Source organism: Enterobacter cloacae complex sp. 2021EL-01169, from assembly GCF_020733125.1.
GTDB classification, from domain to species: Bacteria; Pseudomonadota; Gammaproteobacteria; order Enterobacterales; family Enterobacteriaceae; genus Enterobacter; species Enterobacter roggenkampii.
Genome location: NZ_JAJFTC010000001.1, coordinates 759,654 through 783,741 on the forward strand (window position 1 = coordinate 759,654; position 24,088 = coordinate 783,741).

23 protein-coding genes are annotated in these 24,088 nt (G+C 56.7%); 13 read left to right on the forward strand and 10 right to left on the reverse strand.

Annotated features, from left to right (window positions below; translation table 11 throughout):
* Window positions 1-36 precede the first annotated feature (36 nt).
* Window positions 37-1,770 (reverse strand): arginine--tRNA ligase, encoded by a 1,734-nt coding sequence (gene argS / locus LLF79_RS03495; protein ID WP_227879099.1) that lies wholly within the window; start codon window positions 1,768-1,770, stop codon window positions 37-39.
* A gap of 239 nt (window positions 1,771-2,009) precedes the next feature.
* On the opposite strand from argS, the gene LLF79_RS03500 reads away from it, so the two are divergent.
* Window positions 2,010-2,579, forward strand: coding sequence for a VOC family protein (locus tag LLF79_RS03500; RefSeq protein ID WP_023325525.1), 570 nt, complete (start codon window positions 2,010-2,012; stop codon window positions 2,577-2,579).
* A gap of 69 nt (window positions 2,580-2,648) precedes the next feature.
* A complete protein-coding gene (gene cutC, locus LLF79_RS03505) occupies window positions 2,649-3,392 on the forward strand; it encodes a copper homeostasis protein CutC (protein WP_023344430.1) in 744 nt (247 codons plus the stop codon).
* A gap of 175 nt (window positions 3,393-3,567) precedes the next feature.
* Here the strand turns inward: cutC and cmoB are convergent, their stop codons facing one another.
* From cmoB to LLF79_RS03530, 5 genes are read right to left on the reverse strand one after another with little or no spacing between them, the layout of a single operon-like run.
* On the reverse strand, window positions 3,568-4,539 hold the full coding sequence (cmoB, locus tag LLF79_RS03510; protein WP_227879100.1) for a tRNA 5-methoxyuridine(34)/uridine 5-oxyacetic acid(34) synthase CmoB: 972 nt from the start codon (window positions 4,537-4,539) through the stop codon (window positions 3,568-3,570).
* Window positions 4,536-5,279 carry a carboxy-S-adenosyl-L-methionine synthase CmoA gene (gene cmoA, locus LLF79_RS03515; RefSeq protein ID WP_045908204.1) on the reverse strand — a complete coding sequence of 248 codons (744 nt, stop codon included), beginning with the start codon at window positions 5,277-5,279 and terminating at the stop codon, window positions 4,536-4,538. Before cmoA ends, cmoB begins: the two co-directional genes overlap by 4 nt.
* Before the next feature lie 40 nt (window positions 5,280-5,319).
* A complete protein-coding gene (locus LLF79_RS03520) occupies window positions 5,320-5,715 on the reverse strand; it encodes an MAPEG family protein (RefSeq protein ID WP_021240443.1) in 396 nt (131 codons plus the stop codon).
* Window positions 5,716-5,766: 51 nt separating this feature from the next.
* Window positions 5,767-6,585, reverse strand: coding sequence for a DUF72 domain-containing protein (locus LLF79_RS03525; protein ID WP_227879101.1), 819 nt, complete (start codon window positions 6,583-6,585; stop codon window positions 5,767-5,769).
* On the reverse strand, window positions 6,582-7,148 hold the full coding sequence (locus LLF79_RS03530) for a hydrolase (RefSeq protein ID WP_227879102.1): 567 nt from the start codon (window positions 7,146-7,148) through the stop codon (window positions 6,582-6,584). Before LLF79_RS03530 ends, LLF79_RS03525 begins: the two co-directional genes overlap by 4 nt.
* A 263-nt stretch (window positions 7,149-7,411) precedes the next feature.
* Between LLF79_RS03530 and aspS the strand changes: the two genes are divergently transcribed.
* From aspS to ruvB, 6 genes are all read left to right on the forward strand, one after another.
* Window positions 7,412-9,184: an aspartate--tRNA ligase gene (aspS, locus tag LLF79_RS03535; protein WP_025912290.1), complete on the forward strand. Its 1,773-nt coding sequence runs from the start codon at window positions 7,412-7,414 to the stop codon at window positions 9,182-9,184.
* A gap of 1 nt (window position 9,185) precedes the next feature.
* Window positions 9,186-9,629 (forward strand): dihydroneopterin triphosphate diphosphatase, encoded by a 444-nt coding sequence (nudB, locus tag LLF79_RS03540; protein ID WP_008500446.1) that lies wholly within the window; start codon window positions 9,186-9,188, stop codon window positions 9,627-9,629.
* Between the two features lie 27 nt (window positions 9,630-9,656).
* Entirely contained in the window at window positions 9,657-10,397 is a 741-nt protein-coding gene (locus LLF79_RS03545) for a YebC/PmpR family DNA-binding transcriptional regulator (protein ID WP_008500447.1), read from the forward strand.
* 34 nt (window positions 10,398-10,431) lie between these two features.
* Window positions 10,432-10,953 carry a crossover junction endodeoxyribonuclease RuvC gene (gene ruvC / locus LLF79_RS03550; protein WP_003859749.1) on the forward strand — a complete coding sequence of 174 codons (522 nt, stop codon included), beginning with the start codon at window positions 10,432-10,434 and terminating at the stop codon, window positions 10,951-10,953.
* Between the two features lie 80 nt (window positions 10,954-11,033).
* Window positions 11,034-11,648, forward strand: a complete 615-nt coding sequence (gene ruvA, locus LLF79_RS03555; RefSeq protein WP_008500448.1) for a Holliday junction branch migration protein RuvA — start codon at window positions 11,034-11,036, stop codon at window positions 11,646-11,648.
* Window positions 11,649-11,656: 8 nt separating this feature from the next.
* Window positions 11,657-12,667 carry a Holliday junction branch migration DNA helicase RuvB gene (ruvB, locus tag LLF79_RS03560; protein WP_008500449.1) on the forward strand — a complete coding sequence of 337 codons (1,011 nt, stop codon included), beginning with the start codon at window positions 11,657-11,659 and terminating at the stop codon, window positions 12,665-12,667.
* 52 nt (window positions 12,668-12,719) lie between these two features.
* Here the strand turns inward: ruvB and znuB are convergent, their stop codons facing one another.
* Window positions 12,720-13,505, reverse strand: coding sequence for a zinc ABC transporter permease subunit ZnuB (znuB, locus tag LLF79_RS03565; protein WP_021240439.1), 786 nt, complete (start codon window positions 13,503-13,505; stop codon window positions 12,720-12,722).
* On the reverse strand, window positions 13,502-14,257 hold the full coding sequence (gene znuC, locus LLF79_RS03570; RefSeq protein ID WP_023344425.1) for a zinc ABC transporter ATP-binding protein ZnuC: 756 nt from the start codon (window positions 14,255-14,257) through the stop codon (window positions 13,502-13,504). The genes znuB and znuC overlap by 4 nt, the downstream gene beginning before the upstream one ends.
* A gap of 77 nt (window positions 14,258-14,334) precedes the next feature.
* On the opposite strand from znuC, the gene znuA reads away from it, so the two are divergent.
* The 3 genes from znuA (at window position 14,335) to lpxM (ending at window position 17,706) form a co-directional block, all read left to right on the forward strand.
* Window positions 14,335-15,279, forward strand: a complete 945-nt coding sequence (gene znuA, locus LLF79_RS03575) for a zinc ABC transporter substrate-binding protein ZnuA (RefSeq protein ID WP_025910050.1) — start codon at window positions 14,335-14,337, stop codon at window positions 15,277-15,279.
* Window positions 15,280-15,294: 15 nt separating this feature from the next.
* Window positions 15,295-16,614: a murein DD-endopeptidase MepM gene (gene mepM, locus LLF79_RS03580; protein WP_008500453.1), complete on the forward strand. Its 1,320-nt coding sequence runs from the start codon at window positions 15,295-15,297 to the stop codon at window positions 16,612-16,614.
* Window positions 16,615-16,734: 120 nt separating this feature from the next.
* A complete protein-coding gene (gene lpxM / locus LLF79_RS03585) occupies window positions 16,735-17,706 on the forward strand; it encodes a lauroyl-Kdo(2)-lipid IV(A) myristoyltransferase (protein ID WP_008500454.1) in 972 nt (323 codons plus the stop codon).
* A gap of 45 nt (window positions 17,707-17,751) precedes the next feature.
* On the opposite strand, the gene pyk is transcribed toward lpxM, so the two are convergent.
* Complete coding sequence (pyk, locus tag LLF79_RS03590) at window positions 17,752-19,194, reverse strand: pyruvate kinase (RefSeq protein ID WP_008500455.1); 1,443 nt, start codon at window positions 19,192-19,194, stop codon at window positions 17,752-17,754.
* 137 nt (window positions 19,195-19,331) lie between these two features.
* Window positions 19,332-20,201: a MurR/RpiR family transcriptional regulator gene (locus tag LLF79_RS03595; protein WP_008500456.1), complete on the reverse strand. Its 870-nt coding sequence runs from the start codon at window positions 20,199-20,201 to the stop codon at window positions 19,332-19,334.
* A 356-nt stretch (window positions 20,202-20,557) separates the two neighbouring features.
* Here LLF79_RS03595 and zwf point away from each other — a divergent pair, with 356 nt between their 5' ends.
* Together zwf and edd are read left to right on the forward strand one after the other, a co-directional pair.
* Window positions 20,558-22,033, forward strand: coding sequence for a glucose-6-phosphate dehydrogenase (gene zwf, locus LLF79_RS03600; RefSeq protein ID WP_008500457.1), 1,476 nt, complete (start codon window positions 20,558-20,560; stop codon window positions 22,031-22,033).
* A gap of 233 nt (window positions 22,034-22,266) precedes the next feature.
* Window positions 22,267-24,078, forward strand: coding sequence for a phosphogluconate dehydratase (edd, locus tag LLF79_RS03605; RefSeq protein ID WP_023325516.1), 1,812 nt, complete (start codon window positions 22,267-22,269; stop codon window positions 24,076-24,078).
* Window positions 24,079-24,088: the final 10 nt, after the last annotated feature.

Below are 24,088 nucleotides of genomic sequence, written 5' to 3' on the forward strand. Positions count from 1 at the left end.
AAAAAACAAAACCCGGCGTTTGCCGGGTTTTTTGTATTACATCCGTTCTACGGTTTCGATACCCAGGGTATCCAGACCCAGCTTCAGGGTCTTCGCCGTCAGCTGCGCCAGCTTCAGGCGGCTGTTGCGGACCGACTCACTCTCCGCAGAGAGAATAGGGCAGTGCTCGTAGAAGCCGGAGAACAGACCCGCCAGATCGTACAGGTAAGCACACATCACGTGCGGCGTGCCGTCACGCGCAACCACGGTCAGCGTCTCTTCGAACTGCAGCAGACGCGCGGCCAGCTGCGCTTCACGATCTTCCGTGATGGTCACGGTGGCGTTTGCCAGCACGCTTTCGTCGATATTGGCTTTACGGAATACCGACAGCACGCGGGTGTAGGCGTACTGCATGTACGGCGCCGTGTTGCCTTCAAACGCCAGCATGTTGTCCCAGTCGAAGATATAGTCGGTGGTACGGTTCTTGGACAGGTCCGCGTATTTCACCGCGCCGATACCCACGGCGTTCGCCAGTTTTTCCAGCTCGTCGGCCGGCATGTCCGGATTCTTCTCAGCCACCAGACGACGGGCGCGTTCCAGCGCTTCGTCCAGCAGGTCGGAGAGCTTCACGGTCCCGCCCGCGCGGGTTTTGAACGGCTTGCCGTCTTTACCCAGCATCATGCCGAACATGTGGTGTTCCAGCGGAACGCTGTCCGGTACGTATCCGGCTTTACGTACGATGGTCCACGCCTGCATCAGGTGCTGGTGCTGACGGGAGTCGATGTAGTACAGCACGCGGTCGGCGTGCAGCGTTTCATAACGGTATTTCGCGCAGGCAATGTCGGTCGTGGTGTAGAGATAGCCGCCATCCTTTTTCTGGATGATCACGCCCATCGGTTCACCTTCCTTGTTTTTGTACTCATCAAGGAACACCACCGTTGCGCCTTCGCTCTCCACCGCCAGGTTTTTCGCTTTCAGGTCCGCCACAATGCCGGGCAGCATTGGGTTGTACAGGCTTTCACCCATTACGTCATCACGGGTCAGGGTGACGTTCAGACGGTTATAGGTAAGCTGGTTCTGCGACATGGTGATGTCAACCAGCTTGCGCCACATCTCGAGGAAGTATTGATCGCCGCCCTGCAGTTTTACCACGTAGCTGCGCGCGCGCTCGGCAAAGGCTTCATCTTCGTCATAGTGCTTTTTGGCTTCGCGATAAAACCCTTCCAGGTCCGCCAGCGCCATTTCGCCCGCGTTTTCCTGCTGCTGTTTTTCCAGGTAAGCAATCAGCATCCCGAACTGGGTACCCCAGTCGCCCACGTGGTTCGCGCGGATCACCTTGTGACCGAGGAACTCGAGCGTACGCACCGCGGCATCACCGATGATGGTGGAGCGCAGGTGGCCAACGTGCATCTCTTTCGCCACGTTCGGGGCAGAGTAGTCGATCACGATGGTCTGTGCTTCCGGCTGGGAAACACCCAGACGATCGGATTTCAGCGCCGCGTCAACGTGGCTTGCCAGGAAGGCAGGCTCAAGGAAGATGTTGATAAAGCCCGGGCCGGCGATTTCGGTTTTGCTGGCAATGCCGGCGAGATCCAGATGCGTCAGTACCTGCTCAGCGAGCTGTCGCGGCGGCATACCCAGTTTTTTAGCCACTGCCATCACGCCATTAGCCTGATAGTCGCCAAACTGTACTTTTGCTGACTGACGAACCTGCGGTTCGCAATCCGCAGGCGCGCCTGCGGCAATCAGTGCCTGACTGACTTTTTCGGAGAGAAGAGCCTGAATATTCACCTGGATACCTTACTTTTTTGATGCGGGCTCACAACCACCCGCGCCAGTTAGAGAATTTAGGGCGGGAGTATACTGCAAATGCCTTCTGCCGTCAGCATCGCGGGGCCTGAAGATTGCTCAGAATCCAGGCTAAGAAGGTATGCATAAACATGCAGTCGTAAAAAGCCGGATTCTGCGGTTGGTCAAAACAGAGCAACAGAGTAAATTAGCGGCTTTGCGACACGAAAAGAGAGTGACTTATGGCGAACTGGCAATCCATTGACGAACTGCATGATATTTCCGCAGATTTACCGCGCTTCACCCAGGCGTTCACAGAACTTGCCACCCGTCTCGGCCTGGATATTGCGCCGCTTGAGGCCGATCACATCTCTTTGCGCTGCCATCAGAATGCCACCGCAGAACGCTGGCGTCGCGGGTTCGAACAGTGCGGCGAGTTACTGTCCGAGAATATCATTAACGGTCGCCCCATCTGCCTGTTCAGGCTGCGTGAGCCGGTGAGCGTGGCCCACTGGCAATTCACCGTGGTTGAACTGCCGTGGCCGGGCGAGAAGCGCTATCCGCACGAAGGGTGGGAGCACATTGAAATTGTCCTGCCGGGTGAGCCGGAGACATTAAACGCGCGCGCGCTGGCCCTGTTAGCTGACGAAGGCTTAAGCCAGCCGGGGATTTTTGTGAAGACCAGTTCGCCCAAAGGCGAACGCGAGCGGTTACCCAACCCGACGCTGGCCGTCACGGACGGGCAGGTCACGGTGAAGTTTCATCCCTGGACCATTGAGCAAATCGTTGCCAGTGAGGCGCAAGAGATGTGAGTTCCCGCCGGGACTGAAAACAGACGGCGTGTCATGATGGTGCGTTTGGTGGAATTTAAGGAGGATTACATGGCGCTGCTGGAGATTTGCTGTTACAGCGTGGAGTGTGCCGTCACCGCGCAAAATTACGGAGCTGACCGCATTGAACTGTGTGCGGCACCCAAAGAGGGCGGGCTGACGCCTTCTTACGGCGTGCTGAAGGCTGCCCGTCAGGCCGTCACGATTCCCGTTCACCCGATTATTCGTCCACGCGGCGGTGATTTTTGTTACACGGCGGGCGAGTTCGGTGCCATGCTTGATGATATCGCCCTCGTGCGCGACCTGGGGTTCCCCGGGCTGGTCACCGGCCTGCTGGATGAAGACGGCAATATCGACCTCCCGCGCATGCGTCAGGTCATGAGCGCCGCGCAGGGGCTCGCCGTCACTTTTCATCGCGCATTTGATATGTGTAAAGATCCGCTTCAGGCCTTTGAAACGCTTGGAGAACTTGGCGTGGCGCGCATTCTGACATCGGGTCAACAGCCGTCCGCTGAAAAAGGACTGCAATTAATTACGGAACTAAAAGCACATTCCGGTGTTCCAATAATAATGGCGGGTGCGGGAGTCCGTGCCAGCAATCTGGAACGGTTTTTAAACGCCGGGGTAGAAGAGCTGCACAGCTCGGCAGGCAAATGGATGCCGTCACCCATGCGTTATCGCAATACAGGATTGTCAATGTCGACGGATGCTGAAGCGGATGAGTATTCACGCTACGGCGTAGAGGGAGAGTCGGTTGCGGAAATGAAGTCGCTGATTGAGCGCCATCACGTGTAGCAACGTACCGATTTTTACCGCGCATCATGTCGCCCAATATGATGCTTGCTTGTACCAGGCCCCTGCAAATTACACAGGGGCCTTTTTTTCTCCTGCGCCCGGTAGCGCTTCGCTTACCGGACCTGGAAAATCGGGAGTAGGCCGGGTAAGGCGCAGCCGCCACCCGGCTAACAGGCTACGGCTTGGTCGCAATCAACACCGCTCGCATCGGGGCCGGATAGCCTTCAATGGTTTTGCTGTGATCGGCCGGGTCGAGGAACTGCTCCAGCGATTCGGTGATCATCCACTCGGTCCGGCGCTGCTCTTCGATAGAGGTCACGCTGACATCGGCAATCCGCACATCCACAAATCCGCACTTCTCCAGCCAGTTCTTCAGCGCCAGTGCGGAAGGGATGAAGTAAACGTTGCGCATCTGCGCGTAGCGATCGCCCGGTACCAGAACGGCATGTTCATCGCCTTCGATCACCAGCGTTTCCAGCACCAGCTCGCCGCCGCTGACCAGCTGATCTTTCAGTTGCCACAGGTGCTCCAGTGGGGAACGGCGGTGATATAACACGCCCATGGAGAACACGGTATCAAAGGCTTTCAGTGCGGGCAGCTGCTCAATACCCAGCGGCAGCAGGTGCGCGCGCTGGTCGTTACCCAGCAGCTTACGTACCGCTTCAAACTGACACAGGAACAGCTGCATCGGGTCGATACCGACCACCAGATGCGCGCCCGCGCCAATCATGCGCCACATGTGATAGCCGCTACCGCAGCCCACGTCCAGAATGGTGCGCCCGGTCAGGTCGGAAAGGTGCGGCAGAACGCGATCCCATTTCCAGTCTGAGCGCCATTCGGTATTGATGTTCACGCCGTACAGCGAGAACGGCCCTTTACGCCACGGCATCAGGTTGCGCATCAGCGTTTCGATACGGTTGATCTGCCCTGGCGGAAGCGGTTCTTCACTCTCTGCGGTGACGCTGTGCAGGAGATCCAGACGATGCGGGGTCAGTTCCGGCAGAAACTCCACCGCATTTGACCACTGCTTTAACAGACCGTGCTGCTCATCCCGCTGCCAGGCGGCAATCTGCGCAGGCAGCGTCTCCAGCCAGTGGGAGAGGTGATTTTTGGCAATCAGCTGATAGAAGTTGCTGAACGCGATCATGCCGGTTTCCCCGCTTTCAGCGCCACCAGCGAACCAAAGTTGAAGCACTGGAACCACAGTTCGCTATGCTCAAATCCGGCCTGACGCAGGCGCGCCTTGTGGGTTTCTACGGAGTCCGTCAGCATCACGTTTTCGAGCATGCTACGCTTCTGGCTGATCTCCAGCTCGCTGTAGCCGTTCGCACGCTTGAAATCGTGGTGCATATTGAACAGCAGCTCGCCAACCTCGGCATCTTCAAAACTGAATTTCTCTGAGAGCACCAGCGCGCCGCCAGGATTCAGCCCCTGATAAATTTTGTCCAGCAGCAACTGGCGGTCTTCCGGCACCAGGAACTGCAGCGTGAAATTCAGCACGACCATGGACGCGTTAGTGATCTCAATCTCGCGGATATCGCCTTCCACCACGTCAACCGGAACAGGGGCTTTGTAGGCGTCAATATGACGACGGCAGCGTTCAACCATCGCCGGGGAGTTATCGACGGCTATGATTCGGCAGCCTTCGTGGTGAACGTTACGACGAACCGACAGCGTTGCCGCGCCGAGCGAGCAGCCCAGGTCATAGACCTGCGTGCCGGGTTGAACGAAGCGCTCAGCCAGCATGCCGATCATAGAGATAATATTGGAATAACCGGGAACAGAGCGCTGGATCATATCCGGGAAGACTTCGGCTACCCGTTCATCGAAGGTCCAGTCGCCCAGGCTGGCGATAGGCGCGGAAAAAAGCGTGTCGCGATCTGACATAACGTAAAAATCCGGGAAAAATAAAGTGGCGTATTGTGCGCTAATGGAGGGAGAAAACCAACTCCCACGGCATATACCACAGGTTAGCCAGCACCATCAGCAAAAGCGAACACCAGGTTGCACTCATGCCGGAACGACGCCAGCGGATTAAGCGGTGGTGAAAGCCGTAATAATGCATCAGGCGGCCAGCGATAAGCAGCAGGCCACAGATGTGCACCATCCAGGTTTCTGCGCCATTCATCTCCATAAACAGCAGCAGGATGAGGGCCGCGGGGATGTATTCGACCGCATTGCCGTGAATGCGGATAGCGCTTTGCAGCTCGGAAAAGCCGCCGTCACCGTAAGAAACGCGGTAAAGCGTTCTGAGGCGCACAACGTCAAATGAAAACTTAATCAGCAGTAATGCACCTAACACCGCGTACAGCGCGCTGACCATACAAACTCCCTGTTTTTGGCAGATGGCACTTCCCTATGATAGGGGGTGATATCAGAAAAGAGAAGATTGTTGTGGGATGGAAGGGACGCTGCCCACGGACGGCACCGCAGCCTGCAAGGCCTGCCACAGAGCATCGACCAGTTCGGGGGCCTGGGCAATATCCGGCGTGTGCAAAAAGAGATACGGCGTGGTGGTGTGTTCCCACGAGGCCAGTTTTTCCAGCCAGACGGCGAACATCGCCTGGTTTTGCGGCATGTTATCGCTGCCGATAAACCTGACCATTGGGTTTTGCGCGGTCACGATGGCGTGGACCGGCACTTTCGGTTTTTTACGCTGAGCTTCAACGATGGCCTCGTTATGCGGTATCGCGCTGTGCACCGGACGGCTATCGAGGATCACCCGGTTAACGGAACGCTCAAGCAGGCCGCGGTTGAGCGCTTTTTCCGCTTCGCCTTTCGCAAAGAAGTCCTGGTGTCGAACCTCCACGCCGTAGGTAAATTCCCGGGGCAGGGCATCCAGGAACTGCCAGAGCGCAGGCAGGTCGCGCGGAGCAAACGTGGCCGGAAGCTGCAGCCAGTACTGCCCGATGCGGTTTGCCAGAGGCGCCATCCGGGCAAAGAATTCGTCGGTCAACTCACCGCAGTTTCGCAGCGCAGCCTGGTGAGAAATGGTCGCCGGAAACTTGAAGCAGAAGCGGAAGTCGTCGGTCGTTTGTTCCCGCCAGCGCGCAACAATCTCGGCTTTCGGGAGCGCATAGAGGGTAGTGTTACCCTCGACGCAGTTGAAGTGTCGGGCATACTCCTCAAGGCTGGTGATGCCCAGCCGCACCCATTTCGGGTGCGACCACTGGGGCAGGCCCACATACATCATAACGCGCTAAGGATCTCGTCCGTGCTGCGCACGCGACCGATGCGCGGGAAGATGTGCGTCATGCTGCCCTGGTGCTGTTCCGCCGAGGCCGCGCTACACGCATCTTCGGCAATCACCAGATTAAAGCCCAGCTCCCACGCGTTGCGGGCGGTCGACTCCACGCCGATATTGGTGGAAATGCCGCACAGGATGATCGTGTCAATGCCGCGACGGCGGAGCTGCAGCTCGAGATCGGTCCCGTAGAAGGCGCCCCACTGACGTTTGGTCACTTCGATGTCGCCGTCGCGTTTGCCGAGCGAGACCGGGTACGTCCACCAGTTTTCCGGCAGGGCGCGGGCGGGAGTCTGCGCATCAACGGGCTGTTTTAACGCTTCGGCGTAATCCGCAGACCAGCCGACGCGCACCATGACAACCGGGGCACCGCTGGCACGGCATTTTTCCGCCAGGCGGGCGGCGCGGCTGACCACATCGTCCGCGTTGTGCGGGCCACCGGCGAAGGGCAAAATGCCTTCCTGTAAATCAATCACCACAAGCGCGGTTTTGCTGGTATCAAGGGTTAACATCGTTACTCCCGTTAAATGAATCACTTCCAGACACCATACGACGTGATGGCCTGTTATTGGTCGCATAATTTTGTTAATTTTTGTGAGAATGCGCAATAAGAGTGCAGCAAACGACCGCCTGGCCGTGGTTCGCTCTTATCGTCCGGCGGAATTTCCAGTATAATAGCCGCCTTTTTTCATCCAGTTGTGACATACAGAAAGCTGCGACATAGTAGCCTGCATACCAGGCGACATTTAGCCTGCGGCTAATTAAGGGATATCTCATGCGTACAGAATATTGCGGGCAGCTGCGTCAGTCCCACGTCGGACAGCAGGTCACCCTGTGTGGTTGGGTCAATCGTCGTCGTGATCTTGGTAGCCTTATCTTCATCGATATGCGCGACCGCGAAGGTATCATTCAGGTGTTCTTCGATCCGGATCGCGCAGATGCGTTGAAGCTGGCCTCTGAGCTGCGTAATGAGTTCTGCATTCAGGTCACTGGCACCGTGCGTGCGCGTGACGAGAAAAACGTTAACGCCGACATGGCGACGGGTGCCATTGAAGTGCTGGCGTCCGATCTGACGATCATCAACCGTGCTGAAGCGCTGCCGCTGGACTCCAACCACGTCAACACTGAAGAAGCGCGTCTGAAATACCGCTATCTGGATCTGCGTCGTCCGGAGATGGCTCAGCGCCTGAAAACCCGTGCGAAAATCACCAGCCTGGTGCGTCGCTTTATGGATGACCACGGTTTCCTCGATATCGAAACCCCGATGCTGACCAAAGCCACGCCGGAAGGCGCGCGAGATTACCTGGTGCCATCCCGCGTCCATAAAGGCAAATTCTACGCGCTGCCACAGTCTCCACAGCTGTTCAAACAGCTGCTGATGATGTCCGGCTTCGATCGCTACTATCAGATCGTGAAATGCTTCCGCGACGAAGACCTGCGTGCTGACCGCCAGCCTGAATTTACCCAGATCGATGTGGAAACCTCCTTCATGACCGCCGAGCAGGTGCGTGAGGTGATGGAAGCCCTGGTGCGTAGCCTGTGGAATGACGTGAAAGGCGTTGAGCTGGGCGATTTCCCAATCATGACCTTCGCGGAAGCCGAGCGTCGCTATGGCTCTGACAAACCAGACCTGCGTAACCCGATGGAGCTGGTGGACGTAGCTGATCTGGTTAAAAACGTGGAGTTCGCGGTCTTCGCGGGTCCGGCTAACGACGCCAAAGGCCGCGTGGCTGCGCTGCGTGTACCGGGCGGAGCGGCTCTGAGCCGTAAGCAGATCGACGACTACGGCAACTTCATCAAGATCTACGGCGCGAAAGGTCTGGCCTATATTAAAGTGACCGAGCGTGCGAAGGGTCTGGAAGGTATCACCAGCCCGGTTGCGAAATTCCTGAACGCGGACATCGTGGAAGCGATCCTGGAGCGCACCGGCGCGCAGGACGGCGACATGATCTTCTTCGGTGCAGATAACAAGAAAGTCGTTGCGGATGCGATGGGCGCGCTGCGTCTGAAGCTCGGTAAAGACCTGAATCTGACCGACGAGAGCAAATGGGCGCCGCTGTGGGTTATCGACTTCCCAATGTTTGAAGACGACGGTGAAGGCGGCCTGACCGCGATGCACCACCCGTTCACCTCGCCGAAAGACATGACGGCCGCCGAGCTGAAAGCGGCACCGGAAGAGGCCGTCGCCAACGCCTACGATATGGTCATCAACGGCTACGAAGTGGGCGGTGGTTCCGTGCGTATTCACAGCGGTGAAATGCAGCAGACCGTGTTCGGCATCCTGGGCATCAACGAGCAGGAGCAGCGCGAGAAATTCGGCTTCCTGCTGGACGCGCTGAAATACGGTACGCCTCCGCACGCGGGTCTGGCCTTCGGTCTTGACCGTCTGACCATGCTGCTGACCGGCACCGATAACATCCGTGATGTTATCGCTTTCCCGAAAACCACTGCTGCAGCGTGTCTGATGACCGAAGCGCCAAGCTTTGCCAACCCGGCCGCACTGGCTGAGCTGGGAATTGAGGTGGTGAAGAAGGAAGAGAAAAACTGATATGACATATAAGCTCCCCGTTTCGGTCCTGGTGGTCATTTATGCAGAAGACACGAAGCGGGTGCTGATGTTGCAGCGGCGCGATGACCCTGAATTCTGGCAGTCGGTTACCGGCAGTCTGGAAGAGGGGGAAACCGCGCCGCAGGCCGCCGCGCGTGAAGTAAAGGAAGAGGTCGCCATTGACGTTGCCCGCGAGCAACTGACCCTGAAGGACTGTCAGCGCACGGTGGAGTTCGAAATTTTTAGCCATTTACGTCATCGCTACGCGCCGGGTACCGAGCGCAATACGGAATCGTGGTTCTGTCTCGCGCTCCCCCATGAACGGGAGATCGTGTTCACGGAACACCTGACCTACCGCTGGGTGAATGCGGCGGATGCCGCCGCACTGACCAAGTCGTGGAGCAACCGGCAGGCGATTGAAGAATTTGTAATTAACGCTGCCTGAAAAGGCGCGCTCTTTGAGGATATTTTTATGGCAGGTCATAGTAAGTGGGCCAACACCAAACACCGCAAAGCGGCACAGGATGCCAAGCGCGGTAAGATCTTTACCAAAATCATTCGCGAGCTGGTGACGGCAGCGCGTCTGGGCGGCGGCGATCCGGCCTCTAACCCACGTCTGCGCGCGGCGGTGGATAAAGCGCTGTCTAACAACATGACGCGTGACACCCTGAACCGTGCTATCGCACGTGGCGTGGGCGGCGATGAAGACGCGAACATGGAAACCATCATTTATGAAGGTTACGGTCCTGGCGGTACGGCGGTGATGGTTGAGTGCCTGTCCGACAACCGTAACCGTACCGTTGCGGAAGTGCGCCACGCGTTCACCAAAACCGGTGGCAACCTGGGCACTGACGGTTCTGTTGCTTACCTGTTCAGCAAAAAAGGCGTCATCTCCTTCGAGAAAGGCGACGAAGATGCGATCATGGAAGCGGCGCTGGAAGCCGGTGCGGAAGACGTAGTGACCTTCGACGACGGCGCTATCGACGTTTATACCGCCTGGGAAGAGATGGGTGCCGTGCGCGATGCGCTGGAAGCGGCGGGCCTGAAAGCGGACAACGCTGAAGTCTCCATGATCCCGTCCACCAAAGCGGACATGGATGCTGAAACGGCACCAAAACTGCTGCGTCTGATCGACATGCTCGAAGACTGCGACGACGTGCAGGAAGTGTATCACAACGGTGAAATCTCTGATGAGGTTGCAGCGACTCTCTGATGAGAGCGTGTAAATCCGTTACAGGAGACGCGTGATGTCGATTATTCTCGGGATTGACCCAGGCTCACGCGTCACCGGTTATGGCGTTATCCGTCAGGTGGGACGCCAGTTAACCTACCTGGGCAGTGGCTGTATTCGCACCAAAGTGGACGATCTGCCGTCGCGCCTGAAGCTCATCTATGCGGGCGTGTCGGAGATCATCACCCAGTTTCAGCCGGACTATTTCGCCATCGAACAGGTCTTTATGGCGAAAAACGCCGATTCGGCGCTAAAGCTCGGTCAGGCGCGCGGGGTGGCCATTGTCGCTGCGGTGAACCAGGATTTGCCGGTATTCGAATACGCGGCAAGGCAGGTTAAGCAGACGGTGGTGGGCATCGGTAGCGCGGAGAAAAGTCAGGTGCAGCACATGGTGCGGACCCTGCTCAAGCTCCCTGCGAACCCGCAGGCCGACGCCGCCGATGCGCTGGCGATTGCGATTACCCACTGTCACGTCAGCCAGAACGCGATGCAAATGAGCGAATCGCGGCTCAATCTGGCGCGAGGCAGGTTACGATAATGACAAATCAGGCTGGATGTTTATCCAGCCTTTTTTTATTATGTCGGCAGTTAATTTCTTCCAGAACGCAGGAGCGTCACGTGATAGGCAGACTCAGAGGCATCATCATTGAAAAACAACCCCCGTTAGTGCTGCTGGAAGTGGGTGGCGTGGGCTATGAAGTCCATATGCCGATGACCTGCTTCTACGAGCTGCCGGACGCGGGCAAAGAGGCGATTGTCTTTACCCAGTTTGTGGTGCGTGAAGATGCTCAGCTGCTGTACGGCTTCAACAACAAACAGGAACGCACCCTGTTCCGCGAGCTGATTAAAACCAACGGCGTCGGGCCGAAGCTGGCGCTGGCGATCTTATCCGGCATGTCTGCACCACAGTTTGTGAATGCCGTTGAGCGTGAAGATCCTGCGGCGCTGATTAAGCTTCCTGGCATCGGTAAGAAAACGGCAGAACGCCTGATTGTCGAGATGAAAGACCGCTTTAAAGGCCTGCATGGCGATCTCTTCACGCCGGCGGCCGATCTGGTACTGACCTCGCCAGGTGCGCCTGCGGCGGATGATGACGCGGAGCAGGAAGCGGTTGCCGCGCTGGTGGCACTGGGCTATAAACCTCAGGAGGCCAGCCGCATGGTAAGTAAAATTGCCAAACCGGACGCCAGCAGTGAAACCCTGATTCGTGAAGCGCTGCGCGCTGCATTGTGAGGTAAAGGATGATTGAAGCAGACCGCCTGGTTTCGGCAGGCACTGTTCAGGCAGAGGATGTGGTGGATCGCGCGATTCGCCCAAAACTGCTTGATGAGTACATTGGCCAGCCGCAGGTTCGTTCCCAGATGGAGATTTTTATCCAGGCGGCAAAGCTGCGCGGCGATGCGCTCGATCACCTGCTGATTTTTGGCCCGCCGGGTTTAGGCAAAACCACCCTGGCGAATATCGTCGCTAATGAAATGGGCGTGAACCTGCGCACCACCTCCGGCCCGGTGCTGGAGAAGGCGGGCGATTTGGCGGCCATGCTGACCAACCTCGAACCGCATGACGTGCTGTTTATCGATGAGATCCACCGTCTGTCACCGGTGGTGGAAGAGGTGCTCTATCCGGCGATGGAAGATTATCAGCTGGATATCATGATTGGTGAAGGTCCGGCGGCACGCTCCATCAAAATCGATCTGCCGCCGTTTACCCTGATTGGCGCAACAACGCGAGCCGGGTCGTTGACCTCTCCACTGCGCGACCGTTTCGGTATCGTGCAGCGTCTGGAGTTTTACCAGGTGGCCGATCTCCAGCACATCGTTGGCCGCAGCGCCCGCTATATGGGGCTGGAGATGAGCGAAGAGGGGGCGTTTGAAGTGGCGAAGCGTTCCCGCGGTACGCCGCGTATCGCCAACCGCCTGCTACGCCGCGTGCGTGACTTTGCTGAGGTGAAGCACAACGGTTCGATCTCCGCTGAGATCGCCGCGCAGGCGCTGGATATGCTGAACGTTGATGCCGAAGGTTTTGACTACATGGACCGCAAGCTGCTGCTGGCGGTGCTGGACAAGTTCTTTGGGGGGCCGGTCGGGCTGGATAACCTGGCGGCAGCAATCGGGGAAGAGCGTGAAACCATTGAGGACGTGCTTGAACCGTATCTGATCCAGCAGGGCTTCCTGCAGCGCACCCCGCGTGGACGTATGGCCACGGTGCGGGCGTGGAATCATTTCGGCATTACGCCACCGGCAATGCCGTAAGCAGCGATAATTTATAGCCCCGGTAAGCGAAGCGCCACCGGGGACATACCCGCTACTGCGCGGTCTTCTTCATCATACTGAAGATAAACAGCACCGCCGCACTCAGCACCACGGACGGCCCCGCAGGCGTGTCATAGAAGGCCGAGAAGGTTAGCCCACCCGTTACCGCAATCATCCCGATAATTACGGCGACACCGGCCATCTGCTCCGGCGTACGGGCAAAACGACGCGCCGTAGCCGCAGGGATGATCAGCAGCGACGTAATAATCAGCGCGCCGACAAACTTCATCGCCACGCCAATGGTTAACGCCGTTACCAGCATCAGCAGCAGCTTAACGCGCTGCAGCTTCACGCCATCGACGAACGCCAGATCGGGGCTGACGGTCATCGCCAGCAGGTTACGCCACTGCCAGAGCAGAATCCCGAGCACCACCACAACGCCAATGGCGATAGCGATGAGATCGTCAGGCGTGACGGCCAGCAGGTCACCGAACAGGTAGGCCATCAGATCCACGCGGATATTGGACATCAGGCTGACCACCACCAGACCCAGCGACAGGGCGCTGTGCGCCATGATGCCAAGCAGCGTATCAATGGCGAGGTGAGGGCGTTTTTCCAGCCAGACCAGACCGGCCGCCAGCAGCAGCGTGACCACAATCACCGCATAGAACGGGTTGACGTTCAGCAGCAGGCCAAAAGCCACGCCCAGCAGGGACGCGTGCGCCAGGGTATCGCCGAAGTAAGACATTCTGCGCCACACCACAAACGAGCCGAGTGGACCCGCGGCGCAGGCAAGCATAATCCCGGCCAGCCAGCCGGGCAGTAACAGTTCAATCATGAGTGTCCATTTCCCCGACGCAGAACGATTCGTCCCTGCAAATCATGGCGGTGATTATGATGATGGCGATAGATGCCGAGCTGTTCAGCGCCGCGAGGGCCGAACATGGAGATAAATTCCGGGTGCATGGAGACCACTTCAGGCGTGCCGGAGCAGCAGATATGGTGGTTGAGACACAGCACTTCATCAGTTTTTGCCATCACCAGATGCAGGTCGTGGGATACCATCAGTACCGCGCAGTTCAGTTCCCGGCGCAGCTGGTCAATAAGATCGTACAGCGCGACCTGGCCGTTGACGTCTACACCCTGAGTCGGCTCATCCAGCACCAGCAGCTGCGGGCTGCTGAGCAACGCACGGGCAAGTAATACGCGCTGCGTTTCACCGCCGGACAGTTTTTGCAGCGGCGCATCGACAAGATGGCCTGCCTGCACGCGCTTCAGCGCCGGGAGAATATCGGCTTTACGCGTGCCGGGGCGCAGGCGCAGGAAACGGCTCACCGTCAGCGGCAGCGTGGCGTCAAGGTGAAGCTTTTGCGGCACATAGCCGATACGCAATTTTTCCTCACGCTTGATCACGCCTTCATCGGGTGCGACCAGACCCAGCACCACGCGAACCAAGGTGGATTTGCCTGCGCCATTGGGGCCGAGCAGCGTCAGAATTTTGCCGGGCTTCAGATCGAGCGACACGTCAGAAAGGACGCGGCGCTGGCCAAATGAGACCGAAATATTTTCAAGAGAAACCAATGTCGTCATGTCATTTTAAGCTTGAAGAAGTCAACGAATGTTATAATATCACATTCCACGCATTCACTACGATGATTAGTCGCATTATGTTACATAAAAATACGCTTCTTTTCGCAGCATTATCCGCTGCCCTTTGGGGCACAACCGCACAAGATGTTAACGCTGCGGTTGTCGCTTCGCTTAAACCACTCGGGTTTATCGCGTCAGCCATTGCTGACGGGGTAACAGAAACTCAGGTTCTGCTCCCGGATGGTGCATCCGAGCATGACTACTCCCTGCGCCCTTCAGACGTAAAACGCTTACAAAACGCGGACTTAGTTGTCTGGATTGGTCCGGAAATGGAAGCGTTTATGCAGAAGTCAGCAAAACAGGTGGCGGGCGAAAAACAGGTCGCGATTGCCGCCCTCCCAGGCGTGAAACCGTTACTCATGAAAGGGACGGATGACGACGGCGATGAACATGACCATCATGCTGCCGACGGTGAAAAAGGTGATGGAGATCACCATCACGGCGAGTACAACATGCATCTTTGGTTATCCCCAGAGATAGCGCGGCTTTCAGCGGTTGCAATCCATGACAAATTAGTGGAACTTATGCCGCAAAGTCGAGCCAAACTAGACGCCAACCTGAAAGATTTTGAGGCACAATTAGCCGCAACCGATAAGCAGGTAGGTAATGAGCTCGCACCGTTGAAAGGAAAAGGGTATTTCGTTTTTCATGACGCCTACGGCTATTACGAAAAACACTACGGTTTGACCCCGCTGGGGCACTTTACCGTCAACCCTGAAATTCAACCTGGTGCGCAGCGTTTACATGAAATCAGAACACAGCTGGTTGAGCAAAAAGCGACATGCGTTTTTGCTGAGCCACAGTTCAGGCCAGCGGTCGTAGAAGCCGTGGCCAGGGGGACATCCGTGCGCATGGGGACCCTTGACCCGCTAGGAACGAATATCCAGTTGAGCAAAGCGAGCTATTCGCAGTTCCTCAGCCAACTGGCGAACCAGTATGCGAGCTGCCTGAAAGGAGATTAACGAGGAAGTGAATACGTGCAACAGATAGCCCGCTCTGTCGCCCTGGCATTTAACAATCTGCCTCGACCCCACCGCGTCATGCTGGGGTCGCTTACAGTACTCACCTTAGCGGTCGCCGTCTGGCGGCCCTATGTTTACCACCCGAGTTCTGCCCCTATCATCAAAACCATCGAGCTTGAAAAGAGCGAAATCCGCTCTTTGCTGCCTGAAGCCAGTGAGCCTATCGACCAGTCGGCTCAGGAAGATGAAGCCATTCCACAGGATGAACTGGACGATAAAACCGAGAACGAAGCGGGTATCCACGAATATGTAGTTTCTACCGGTGACACGCTGAGCAGCGTGCTGAACCAGTACGGTATCGACATGGGCAATATCAGCCAGCTGGCGGCGGCAGATAAAGATCTTCGCAACCTGAAAATTGGGCAACAGCTCTCCTGGACGTTAACGGCCGATGGCGATCTCCAGCGTCTGACCTGGGAAATGTCCCGCCGTGAAACCCGCACCTACGATCGCACGGCAACCGGTTTCAAAATGACCAGCGAAATGCAGAAGGGCGACTGGGTCAACAGCGTTCTCAAAGGCACCGTGGGCGCAAGCTTTGTCTCCAGCGCGCGCGACGCAGGGTTGACCAGCGCTGAAATCAGTTCGGTGATCAAAGCCATGCAGTGGCAGATGGATTTCCGCAAGCTGAAAAAAGGCGATGAGTTTTCCGTCCTGATGTCCCGCGAAATGCTGGACGGCAAGCGCGAGCAAAGCCAGCTGCTGGGCGTGCGTCTGCGCTCCGAGGGCAAAGATTACTACGCGATCCGTGCCGAAGACGGCAAGTTCTACGACCGCACCGGTACGGGCCTTGCAAAGGGCTTCCTGCGCTTCCCGACGGCGAAACAGTTCCGCGTCTCCTCCAACTTTAACCCGCGTCGTCTGAACCCGGTCACCGGACGCGTCGCACCGCACCGTGGCGTTGACTTTGCTATGCCGCAGGGCACACCGGTACTCGCGGTTGGGGATGGCGAAGTGGTGGTGGCCAAACGTAGCGGCGCAGCCGGATATTATGTTGCGGTACGTCATGGTCGCACGTATACGACCCGCTATATGCACCTGCGTAAGCTGCTGGTTAAACCAGGACAAAAGGTGAAGCGTGGTGACCGTATTGCGATCTCCGGTAATACCGGTCGTTCTACCGGCCCGCACCTGCACTACGAAGTGTGGATCAACCAGCAAGCCGTGAACCCGCTGACGGCGAAACTGCCGCGCACCGAAGGCCTGACGGGTAAAGATCGTACGGATTACCTGGCGCAGGTGAAAGAGGTGTTGCCGCAGCTGAGCTTAGACTAAGCCCTCTGTTTTTGTTAAAAAAGCCGGCGCACCCTGACGCCGGCTTTTTCTTTTGTGCGCGGACGACTGCCTCGCTACACTATCTGAATTAATTTTGCGTCATCAGACCCTGGATCCAGCATGGAAACCCAAAAAAACAATATTGAATACATTCCTGAGTTTGAAAAATCCTTCCGCCATCCGCGCAACTGGGGCGCCTGGCTCGGTGTCTACGCCTTTGCGGGGATAGCGTTGCTGCCGGCTTCCGTCCGCGATCCTGTTCTGGGTAAAATTGGCCGTCTTGCCGGGCGCTTAGGCAAGAGTGCCCGCCGTCGCGCGCAGATCAATCTCTATTACTGTTTTCCTGAAAAGAGCGACGCCGAGCGCGAGGCAATCATTGATGAGATGTATACCACCGCACCGCAGGCCATGGCGATGATGGCGGAGCTGGCGCTGAAAGGGCCGGAGAAAATTGTCGATCGCGTTGACTGGAAAGGGCTGGATATCATTGAGGAGATGCGCCGCAATGACGAGAAAGTCATTTTCCTTGTCCCACACGGCTGGGGCGTTGATATTCCGGCGATGCTGATGGCCTCTCAGGGCCAGAAGATGGCGGCAATGTTCCATAACCAGGGCAATAAAATCTTCGATTTTGTCTGGAATACGGTGCGTCGTCGTTTTGGCGGACGCCTGCATGCGCGCAACGATGGCATTAAGCCGTTCATTCAGTCGGTACGCCAGGGGTACTGGGGCTACTATTTGCCGGATCAGGACCACGGCCCCGAGCACAGCGAGTTTGTCGATTTCTTTGCGACCTATAAAGCGACGCTGCCTGCGATTGGCCGCCTGATGAAAGTGTGTCGTGCCCGCGTGATCCCGCTGTTCCCGGTCTATGACGGCAAAACGCATCGCCTGAGCATTGAGGTTCGTCCGCCGATGGACGATCTGCTGACCGCTGACGACCACACCATTGCCCGTCGGATGAACGAAGAGGTGGAGATCCTGGTAGGGCCGCATGCCGAGCAGTACACGTGGATCCTGAAGCTGCTTAAAACGCGTAAGCCGGGTGAAAAAGAGCCGTATAAACGCAAAGAGCTTTATCCAACGAAATAAAAAAAGCCCTCTCCATCTGGAGAGGGCTTTTTAACAGAGACGTTATTACTCGACGGTCATAACGCGCGTGGTGTTGGTTGAGCCGATGGTGCTCATCACATCGCCCTGGGTCACAATGACGATATCACCAGAGACCAGATAGCCTTTGTCGCGCAGCAGGTTTACGGCATCGTGCGCCGCGGCCACGCCGTCATTGGTGCTGTCGAAATGTACCGGCGTCACGCCGCGGTACAGCGCCGTCAGGTTCAGCGTACGTTCGTGACGGGACATGGCGAAGATCGGCAGACCCGAGCTGATACGAGAGGTCATTAGCGCGGTGCGGCCAGATTCGGTCATAGTGATGATCGCGGTAACGCCCTTCAGATGGTTTGCCGCATACATTGCAGACATCGCAATCGCTTCTTCAACGTTGTCGAACTGCACGTCCAGACGGTGTTTAGAGACGTTGATGCTTGGGATCTTTTCAGCACCCAGGCAAACACGTGCCATGGCGGCCACGGTTTCTGCCGGATACTGGCCCGCAGCGGTTTCCGCAGAGAGCATTACCGCATCGGTACCGTCCAGCACGGCGTTGGCCACGTCCATCACTTCTGCACGGGTTGGCATCGGGTTGGTGATCATCGATTCCATCATCTGAGTGGCGGTGATCACCGCGCGGTTCAGCTGACGTGCGCGACGAATCAGGGCTTTCTGAATACCCACCAGCTCAGGGTCGCCGATTTCCACACCCAGGTCGCCACGCGCAACCATCACCACGTCAGAGGCAAGGATCACGTCGTCCATAGCATCCTGATCGCAAACGGCTTCCGCACGCTCAACTTTGGCGACGATTTTGGCATCGCAGCCTGCATCACGCGCCAGACGACGCGCATAGTTCAGATCTTCGCCGCAGCGCGGGAAGGAGACGGCCAGGTAGTCAACACCGATCAGCGCAGCAGTCACAATATCCGCTTTATCTTTATCAGTAAGCGCTTCCGCAGAGAGGCCGCCGCCCAGCTTGTTGATGCCTTTATTGTTGGAGAGCGGGCCGCCGACGGTGACTTCGGTGAACACTTTCATGCCCTGAACTTCCAGCACTTTCAGCTGTACGCGACCGTCGTCAAGCAGCAGGATATCGCCAGGTACGACGTCAGCCGGGAGGCCTTTATAGTCGATACCGACTTTCTCTTTATCGCCTTCGCCTTTGCCCAGGTTGGCATCCAGCAGGAATTTGTCGCCGATATTGAGGAAAACTTTACCCTCTTTAAAGGTCGAAACACGGATTTTAGGACCCTGCAAATCGCCGAGGATCGCAACGTGACGGCCCAGTTTAGCTGCGATTTCACGCACTTTATCGGCACGTAATTTATGGTCTTCTGGCGTACCGTGAGAGAAGTTCATACGCACCACGTTGGCGCCAGCGGCGATAATTTTCTCGAGATTATTATCGCGATCGGTGGCCGGGCCTAAGGTGGTTACGATCTTGGTTCTGCGAAGCCTTCTGGACATGTAATACTCCGTTGACTGAAACAACTTTGGTGTTGCGTGAACATTGAATCGGCCTTCATCTGCTGCAAGGCAGTGGAGAGGGGACCGAATGCCGTAAATCGGTACTTCGTCATTATTCGTGACGTCTTCGTTATCAACTATCGAACATCGCTCTTTATAAGCAATTCTTTATCAAAACGCGATTCCTTCAGCGCTTCCTTGACCCGCTTCAAGTTATCCCGGAATTTTGCCCCCCGGCGTAAGGTAAAACCGGTCGCCAGCACGTCAATCACGGTGAGCTGGGCCAGTCGGGAGACCATTGGCATATAAATGTCGGTGTCTTCCGGCACGTCGAGAGTGATCGCCAGCGTCGCCTCACGGGCCAGCGGTGTGCCCGCCGTGGTCAGCGCAATCACCATGGCATCGTTTTCACGGGCCAGCTGCGCCAGTTCTACCTGACTCTTAGTGCGGCCAGTATGCGAAATCAGTACCACGACGTCATCTTCACTGCAATTCATACAGCTCATGCGTTGCAGGACAATGTCATCGGAATAAATCACCGGGACGTTAAAGCGGAAAAATTTGTTCATGGCGTCATGCGCGACGGCCGCCGACGACCCGAGCCCAAAGAAGGCAATTCGCTTGGCCTGGGTGAGTAAATCCACTGCGCGATTCACGGAACTCATGTCCAGAGACTGACGGACGTGGTCAAGCGAAGCCATGGCCGACTCAAAAATTTTCGCGGTATAGGCATCAACGCTGTCGTCTTCATCCACATTACGATTAACATAAGGGGTGCCGTTAGCCAGACTTTGTGCCAGATGCAGTTTAAAATCAGGGAAGCCGCGCGTTTCCAGGCTGCGGCAGAAGCGATTGACCGTGGGTTCGCTAACACCCGCTTCCTGTGCCAGAGCGGCGATGCTTGAATGAATCGCCTGAGCGGGAGAGGCGAGAATGACCTCGGCCACTTTTCGCTCGGATTTGCTAAGGTGTTCCAGTTGAAACTGGATTTTTTCCAGCATGTTCATGTTAACAGGACGCTCATGGGTGTAAACGATTTCATTAATTGATGAAATCGTGATTTGATTTAGCCGATATTACCCCTGTGGCTTCCATTAAGGGTAACAATCGACGAGATAATGTTGTTGTTTTTTTTCATTACTTGATCGATGTCGGGTTTTGCTATGACCCTGTTGCGCAAAGAAACGACGGTTGTTGCGTCATTAAGCCGTCGAAATCATCCGATGGGTGAAAAATCGCGGTATCGCACGCGACGATAAGCGCTAATGGTTTCGGGAATGACGTAAAAGCAGTACAGTGCATTGTAATAAAATTACAACGATACCTGGCAGAAGTACCAGGTGATCCAACTGAGGAGAATGACATGGCGGTAACGCAAACAGCCCAGGCATGTGACCTGGTCATTTTCGGCGCGAAAGGCGATCTTGCACGCCGAAAATTGCTGCCTTCCCTGTATCAACTGGAGAAAGCGGGCCAAATTCATCCGGATACCCGTATCCTGGGTGTTGGGCGCGCCGACTGGGACAAGGACGCTTATACCAAAGTCGTCCGCGAGGCGCTCGAAACTTTTATGAAGGAAAAAATTGATGAAAGTTTGTGGGATACCCTGAGCGGTCGTCTCGATTTCTGCAACCTTGACGTGAATGACGTCAGCGCATTCGCTCGCTTGGGCGCGATGCTGGATCAGAAAAACCGTGTCACCATTAACTATTTCGCCATGCCGCCAAGCACCTTCGGCGCCATCTGCAAAGGCCTGGGCGAAGCCAAACTGAACGCCAAACCGGCGCGCGTCGTGATGGAGAAGCCGCTGGGCACGTCCCTGGCAACCTCGCGTGAAATCAACGACCAGGTAGGTGAGTTCTTTGAAGAGTGCCAGGTCTACCGTATCGACCATTATCTCGGTAAAGAGACGGTGCTGAACCTGCTGGCGCTGCGTTTTGCTAACTCCCTGTTTGTGAACAACTGGGACAACCGCACCATCGACCACGTGGAAATCACCGTGGCGGAAGAGGTGGGGATTGAAGGTCGCTGGGGTTACTTTGACCAGGCCGGTCAGATGCGCGACATGATTCAGAACCACCTGCTGCAGATTCTGTGCATGATTGCCATGTCTCCACCGTCTGACCTGACGGCGGACAGCATCCGTGACGCCAAAGTGAAAGTGCTGAAGTCGCTGCGCCGCATCGACCGCTCCAACGTTCGCGAGAAGACCGTTCGCGGCCAGTACACCGCCGGGTTTGCGCAAGGCAAAAAGGTGCCTGGCTACCTGGAAGAAGAGGGCGCGAACAAGTCCAGCAACACCGAGACGTTCGTGGCCATCCGCGTGGACATCGACGACTGGCGCTGGGCGGGGGTTCCGTTCTACCTGCGCACCGGTAAGCGTCTGCCTGCGAAATGTTCCGAAGTGGTAGTCTACTTTAAGAACCCGGAACTGAACCTGTTCAAAGAGTCCTGGCAGGAGCTGCCGCAGAACAAGCTGACCATTCGTCTGCAGCCGGACGAGGGCGTGGATATCCAGATCCTGAACAAAGTGCCGGGCCTGGATCATAAACACAACCTGCAGACCACCAAGCTGGATCTGAGCTACTCCGAAACCTTCAACCAGACACACCTGGCCGATGCTTACGAGCGTCTGCTGCTGGAAACCATGCGCGGTATCCAGGCGCTGTTCGTGCGTCGCGATGAGGTGGAAGAGGCGTGGAAATGGGTCGACTCCATCACCGAAGCCTGGGCTGCCGATCAGGATGCGCCAAAACCGTATCAGGCGGGCACATGGGGACCTGTCGCGTCGGTGGCAATGATCACCCGTGATGGCCGCTCCTGGAACGAGTTTGAGTAAGATAATCCGCTAGCCCGAAAGTGTTATTTTACCGGTAACATGATCTAACACAGCTCGTGGCACAATTTTCAACTTTTAAGCTCCGCGTGGATTCACCCGCGGAGCTTTTTTTATTACACTGCCGGAAGTGATTTTGCCCCTGAGCTCCGGACAGCAAGCGTTTCAGCGTTGTTAACAACTGCCAGCGACTTTGTAAACTCCCGAGCCCGGACAGATAAATGAGAGGAGCTTTTATGAATCCGACATTGTTACGCGTAACACAGCGCATTATTGAGCGCTCGAAAGAGACCCGTTCGGCCTACCTCGCCCGGATTGAACAGGCGAAGAGCAACACCGTTCACCGTTCCCAGCTGGCCTGCGGTAACCTGGCGCACGGCTTCGCCGCCTGCCAGCCTGACGATAAAGCGTCGCTGAAAAGCATGTTGCGTAACAATATCGCCATCATTACCGCCTATAACGATATGCTCTCCGCGCACCAGCCCTATGAGGTTTACCCGGATATCATCCGTAAAGCGCTGCACAGCGTGAATGCGGTCGGCCAGGTGGCGGGTGGGGTACCCGCCATGTGCGACGGCGTGACGCAGGGTCAGGACGGTATGGAACTCTCCCTGCTGAGCCGTGAAGTCATTGCCATGTCCGCGGCGGTGGGCCTGTCACACAACATGTTTGATGGCGCGCTCTATCTCGGCGTGTGCGACAAGATTGTTCCGGGCCTGGTGATGGCCGCGCTGTCGTTTGGTCATCTGCCTGCGATCTTCGTGCCGTCGGGCCCAATGGCAAGCGGCCTGCCGAACAAAGAAAAAGTGCGCATTCGCCAGCTGTACGCGGAAGGAAAAGCAGATCGTCAGGCGCTGCTGGAAGCGGAAGCTGCATCCTACCACGCGCCGGGCACCTGTACGTTCTACGGTACCGCGAACACGAACCAGATGGTGGTGGAGTTTATGGGGATGCAGCTTCCGGGCTCGTCCTTTATCCAGCCGGATGCACCGCTGCGCAAGGCGCTGACCGAGGCCGCGGCCCGTCAGGTCACGCGTCTGACCGGAAACGGCAACGAATGGATGCCGATGGGCAAAATGGTCGACGAAAAAGTTATCGTCAACGGGATTGTCGCGCTGCTGGCCACCGGCGGTTCGACCAACCACACCATGCACCTGGTGGCCATGGCGCGTGCCGCGGGCATTCTGATTAACTGGGATGACTTCTCCGAGATCTCTTCCGTGGTGCCGTTGATGGCGCGCCTGTATCCAAACGGTCCGGCGGACATCAACCACTTCCAGGCCGCCGGCGGCGTACCGCTGCTCATGCGCGAGCTGCTGAAGGGCGGTCTGCTGCATGAAGATGTTAACACCGTAGCGGGCTTTGGCCTGCAGCGCTACACCCAGGAGCCATGGCTGAACAACGGCGAGCTGGACTGGCGCGAAGGGGCGACCGCATCTCTTGATGCGCAGGTTATCGCCACCATCGACAAACCTTTCTCTCCTCACGGTGGCACAAAGGTGCTGAGCGGTAACCTCGGTCGCGCGGTAATGAAGACCTCTGCCGTACCGGAAGAGAATCAGATTATCGAAGCGCCAGCGGTGGTATTTGAAAGCCAGCACGACGTATTACCTGCCTTTGACGCCGGTCTGCTCGACAAAGACTGCGTGGTAGTGGTGCGTCATCAGGGCCCTAAAGCCAACGGGATGCCAGAATTACATAAACTTATGCCACCACTTGGTGTATTATTGGACCGCCGTTTCAAAATTGCACTGGTGACCGATGGACGCCTCTCTGGCGCCTCAGGTAAAGTGCCATCAGCTATCCACGTGACGCCGGAAGCGTACGACGGCGGCCTGCTGGCGAAAGTGCGTGACGGTGACATGATCCGCGTTAACGGTCAGACAGGCGAGTTAACCCTGCTGGTGGATGACGCCGAGCTGGCGGCACGTCAGCCCCATATTCCTGACCTGAGCGCGTCGCGCGTGGGAACAGGACGCGAAATGTTTGGCGCACTGCGTGAGAACCTCTCCGGTGCTGAGCAGGGCGCAACCTGTATTACGTTTTAAGACGACTTGA

Excerpts from the sequence above, each read along its gene's own strand:
- cutC (WP_023344430.1), top strand. The coding sequence starts at position 2,649 with ATGGCGCTGCTGGAGATTTGCTGTTACAGCGTGGAGTGTGCCGTCACC.
- cmoB (WP_227879100.1), bottom strand. The coding sequence starts at position 4,539 with ATGATCGCGTTCAGCAACTTCTATCAGCTGATTGCCAAAAATCACCTC.
- zwf (WP_008500457.1), top strand. The coding sequence starts at position 20,558 with ATGGCGGTAACGCAAACAGCCCAGGCATGTGACCTGGTCATTTTCGGC.
- LLF79_RS03500 (WP_023325525.1), top strand. The coding sequence starts at position 2,010 with ATGGCGAACTGGCAATCCATTGACGAACTGCATGATATTTCCGCAGAT.
- znuC (WP_023344425.1), bottom strand. The coding sequence starts at position 14,257 with ATGACGACATTGGTTTCTCTTGAAAATATTTCGGTCTCATTTGGCCAG.
- znuA (WP_025910050.1), top strand. The coding sequence starts at position 14,335 with ATGTTACATAAAAATACGCTTCTTTTCGCAGCATTATCCGCTGCCCTT.
- ruvC (WP_003859749.1), top strand. The coding sequence starts at position 10,432 with ATGTCGATTATTCTCGGGATTGACCCAGGCTCACGCGTCACCGGTTAT.
- znuB (WP_021240439.1), bottom strand. The coding sequence starts at position 13,505 with ATGATTGAACTGTTACTGCCCGGCTGGCTGGCCGGGATTATGCTTGCC.
- lpxM (WP_008500454.1), top strand. The coding sequence starts at position 16,735 with ATGGAAACCCAAAAAAACAATATTGAATACATTCCTGAGTTTGAAAAA.
- LLF79_RS03525 (WP_227879101.1), bottom strand. The coding sequence starts at position 6,585 with ATGATGTATGTGGGCCTGCCCCAGTGGTCGCACCCGAAATGGGTGCGG.
- nudB (WP_008500446.1), top strand. The coding sequence starts at position 9,186 with ATGACATATAAGCTCCCCGTTTCGGTCCTGGTGGTCATTTATGCAGAA.
- aspS (WP_025912290.1), top strand. The coding sequence starts at position 7,412 with ATGCGTACAGAATATTGCGGGCAGCTGCGTCAGTCCCACGTCGGACAG.
- cmoA (WP_045908204.1), bottom strand. The coding sequence starts at position 5,279 with ATGTCAGATCGCGACACGCTTTTTTCCGCGCCTATCGCCAGCCTGGGC.
- LLF79_RS03545 (WP_008500447.1), top strand. The coding sequence starts at position 9,657 with ATGGCAGGTCATAGTAAGTGGGCCAACACCAAACACCGCAAAGCGGCA.
- edd (WP_023325516.1), top strand. The coding sequence starts at position 22,267 with ATGAATCCGACATTGTTACGCGTAACACAGCGCATTATTGAGCGCTCG.
- pyk (WP_008500455.1), bottom strand. The coding sequence starts at position 19,194 with ATGTCCAGAAGGCTTCGCAGAACCAAGATCGTAACCACCTTAGGCCCG.
- LLF79_RS03595 (WP_008500456.1), bottom strand. The coding sequence starts at position 20,201 with ATGAACATGCTGGAAAAAATCCAGTTTCAACTGGAACACCTTAGCAAA.
- LLF79_RS03520 (WP_021240443.1), bottom strand. The coding sequence starts at position 5,715 with ATGGTCAGCGCGCTGTACGCGGTGTTAGGTGCATTACTGCTGATTAAG.
- LLF79_RS03530 (WP_227879102.1), bottom strand. The coding sequence starts at position 7,148 with ATGTTAACCCTTGATACCAGCAAAACCGCGCTTGTGGTGATTGATTTA.
- ruvB (WP_008500449.1), top strand. The coding sequence starts at position 11,657 with ATGATTGAAGCAGACCGCCTGGTTTCGGCAGGCACTGTTCAGGCAGAG.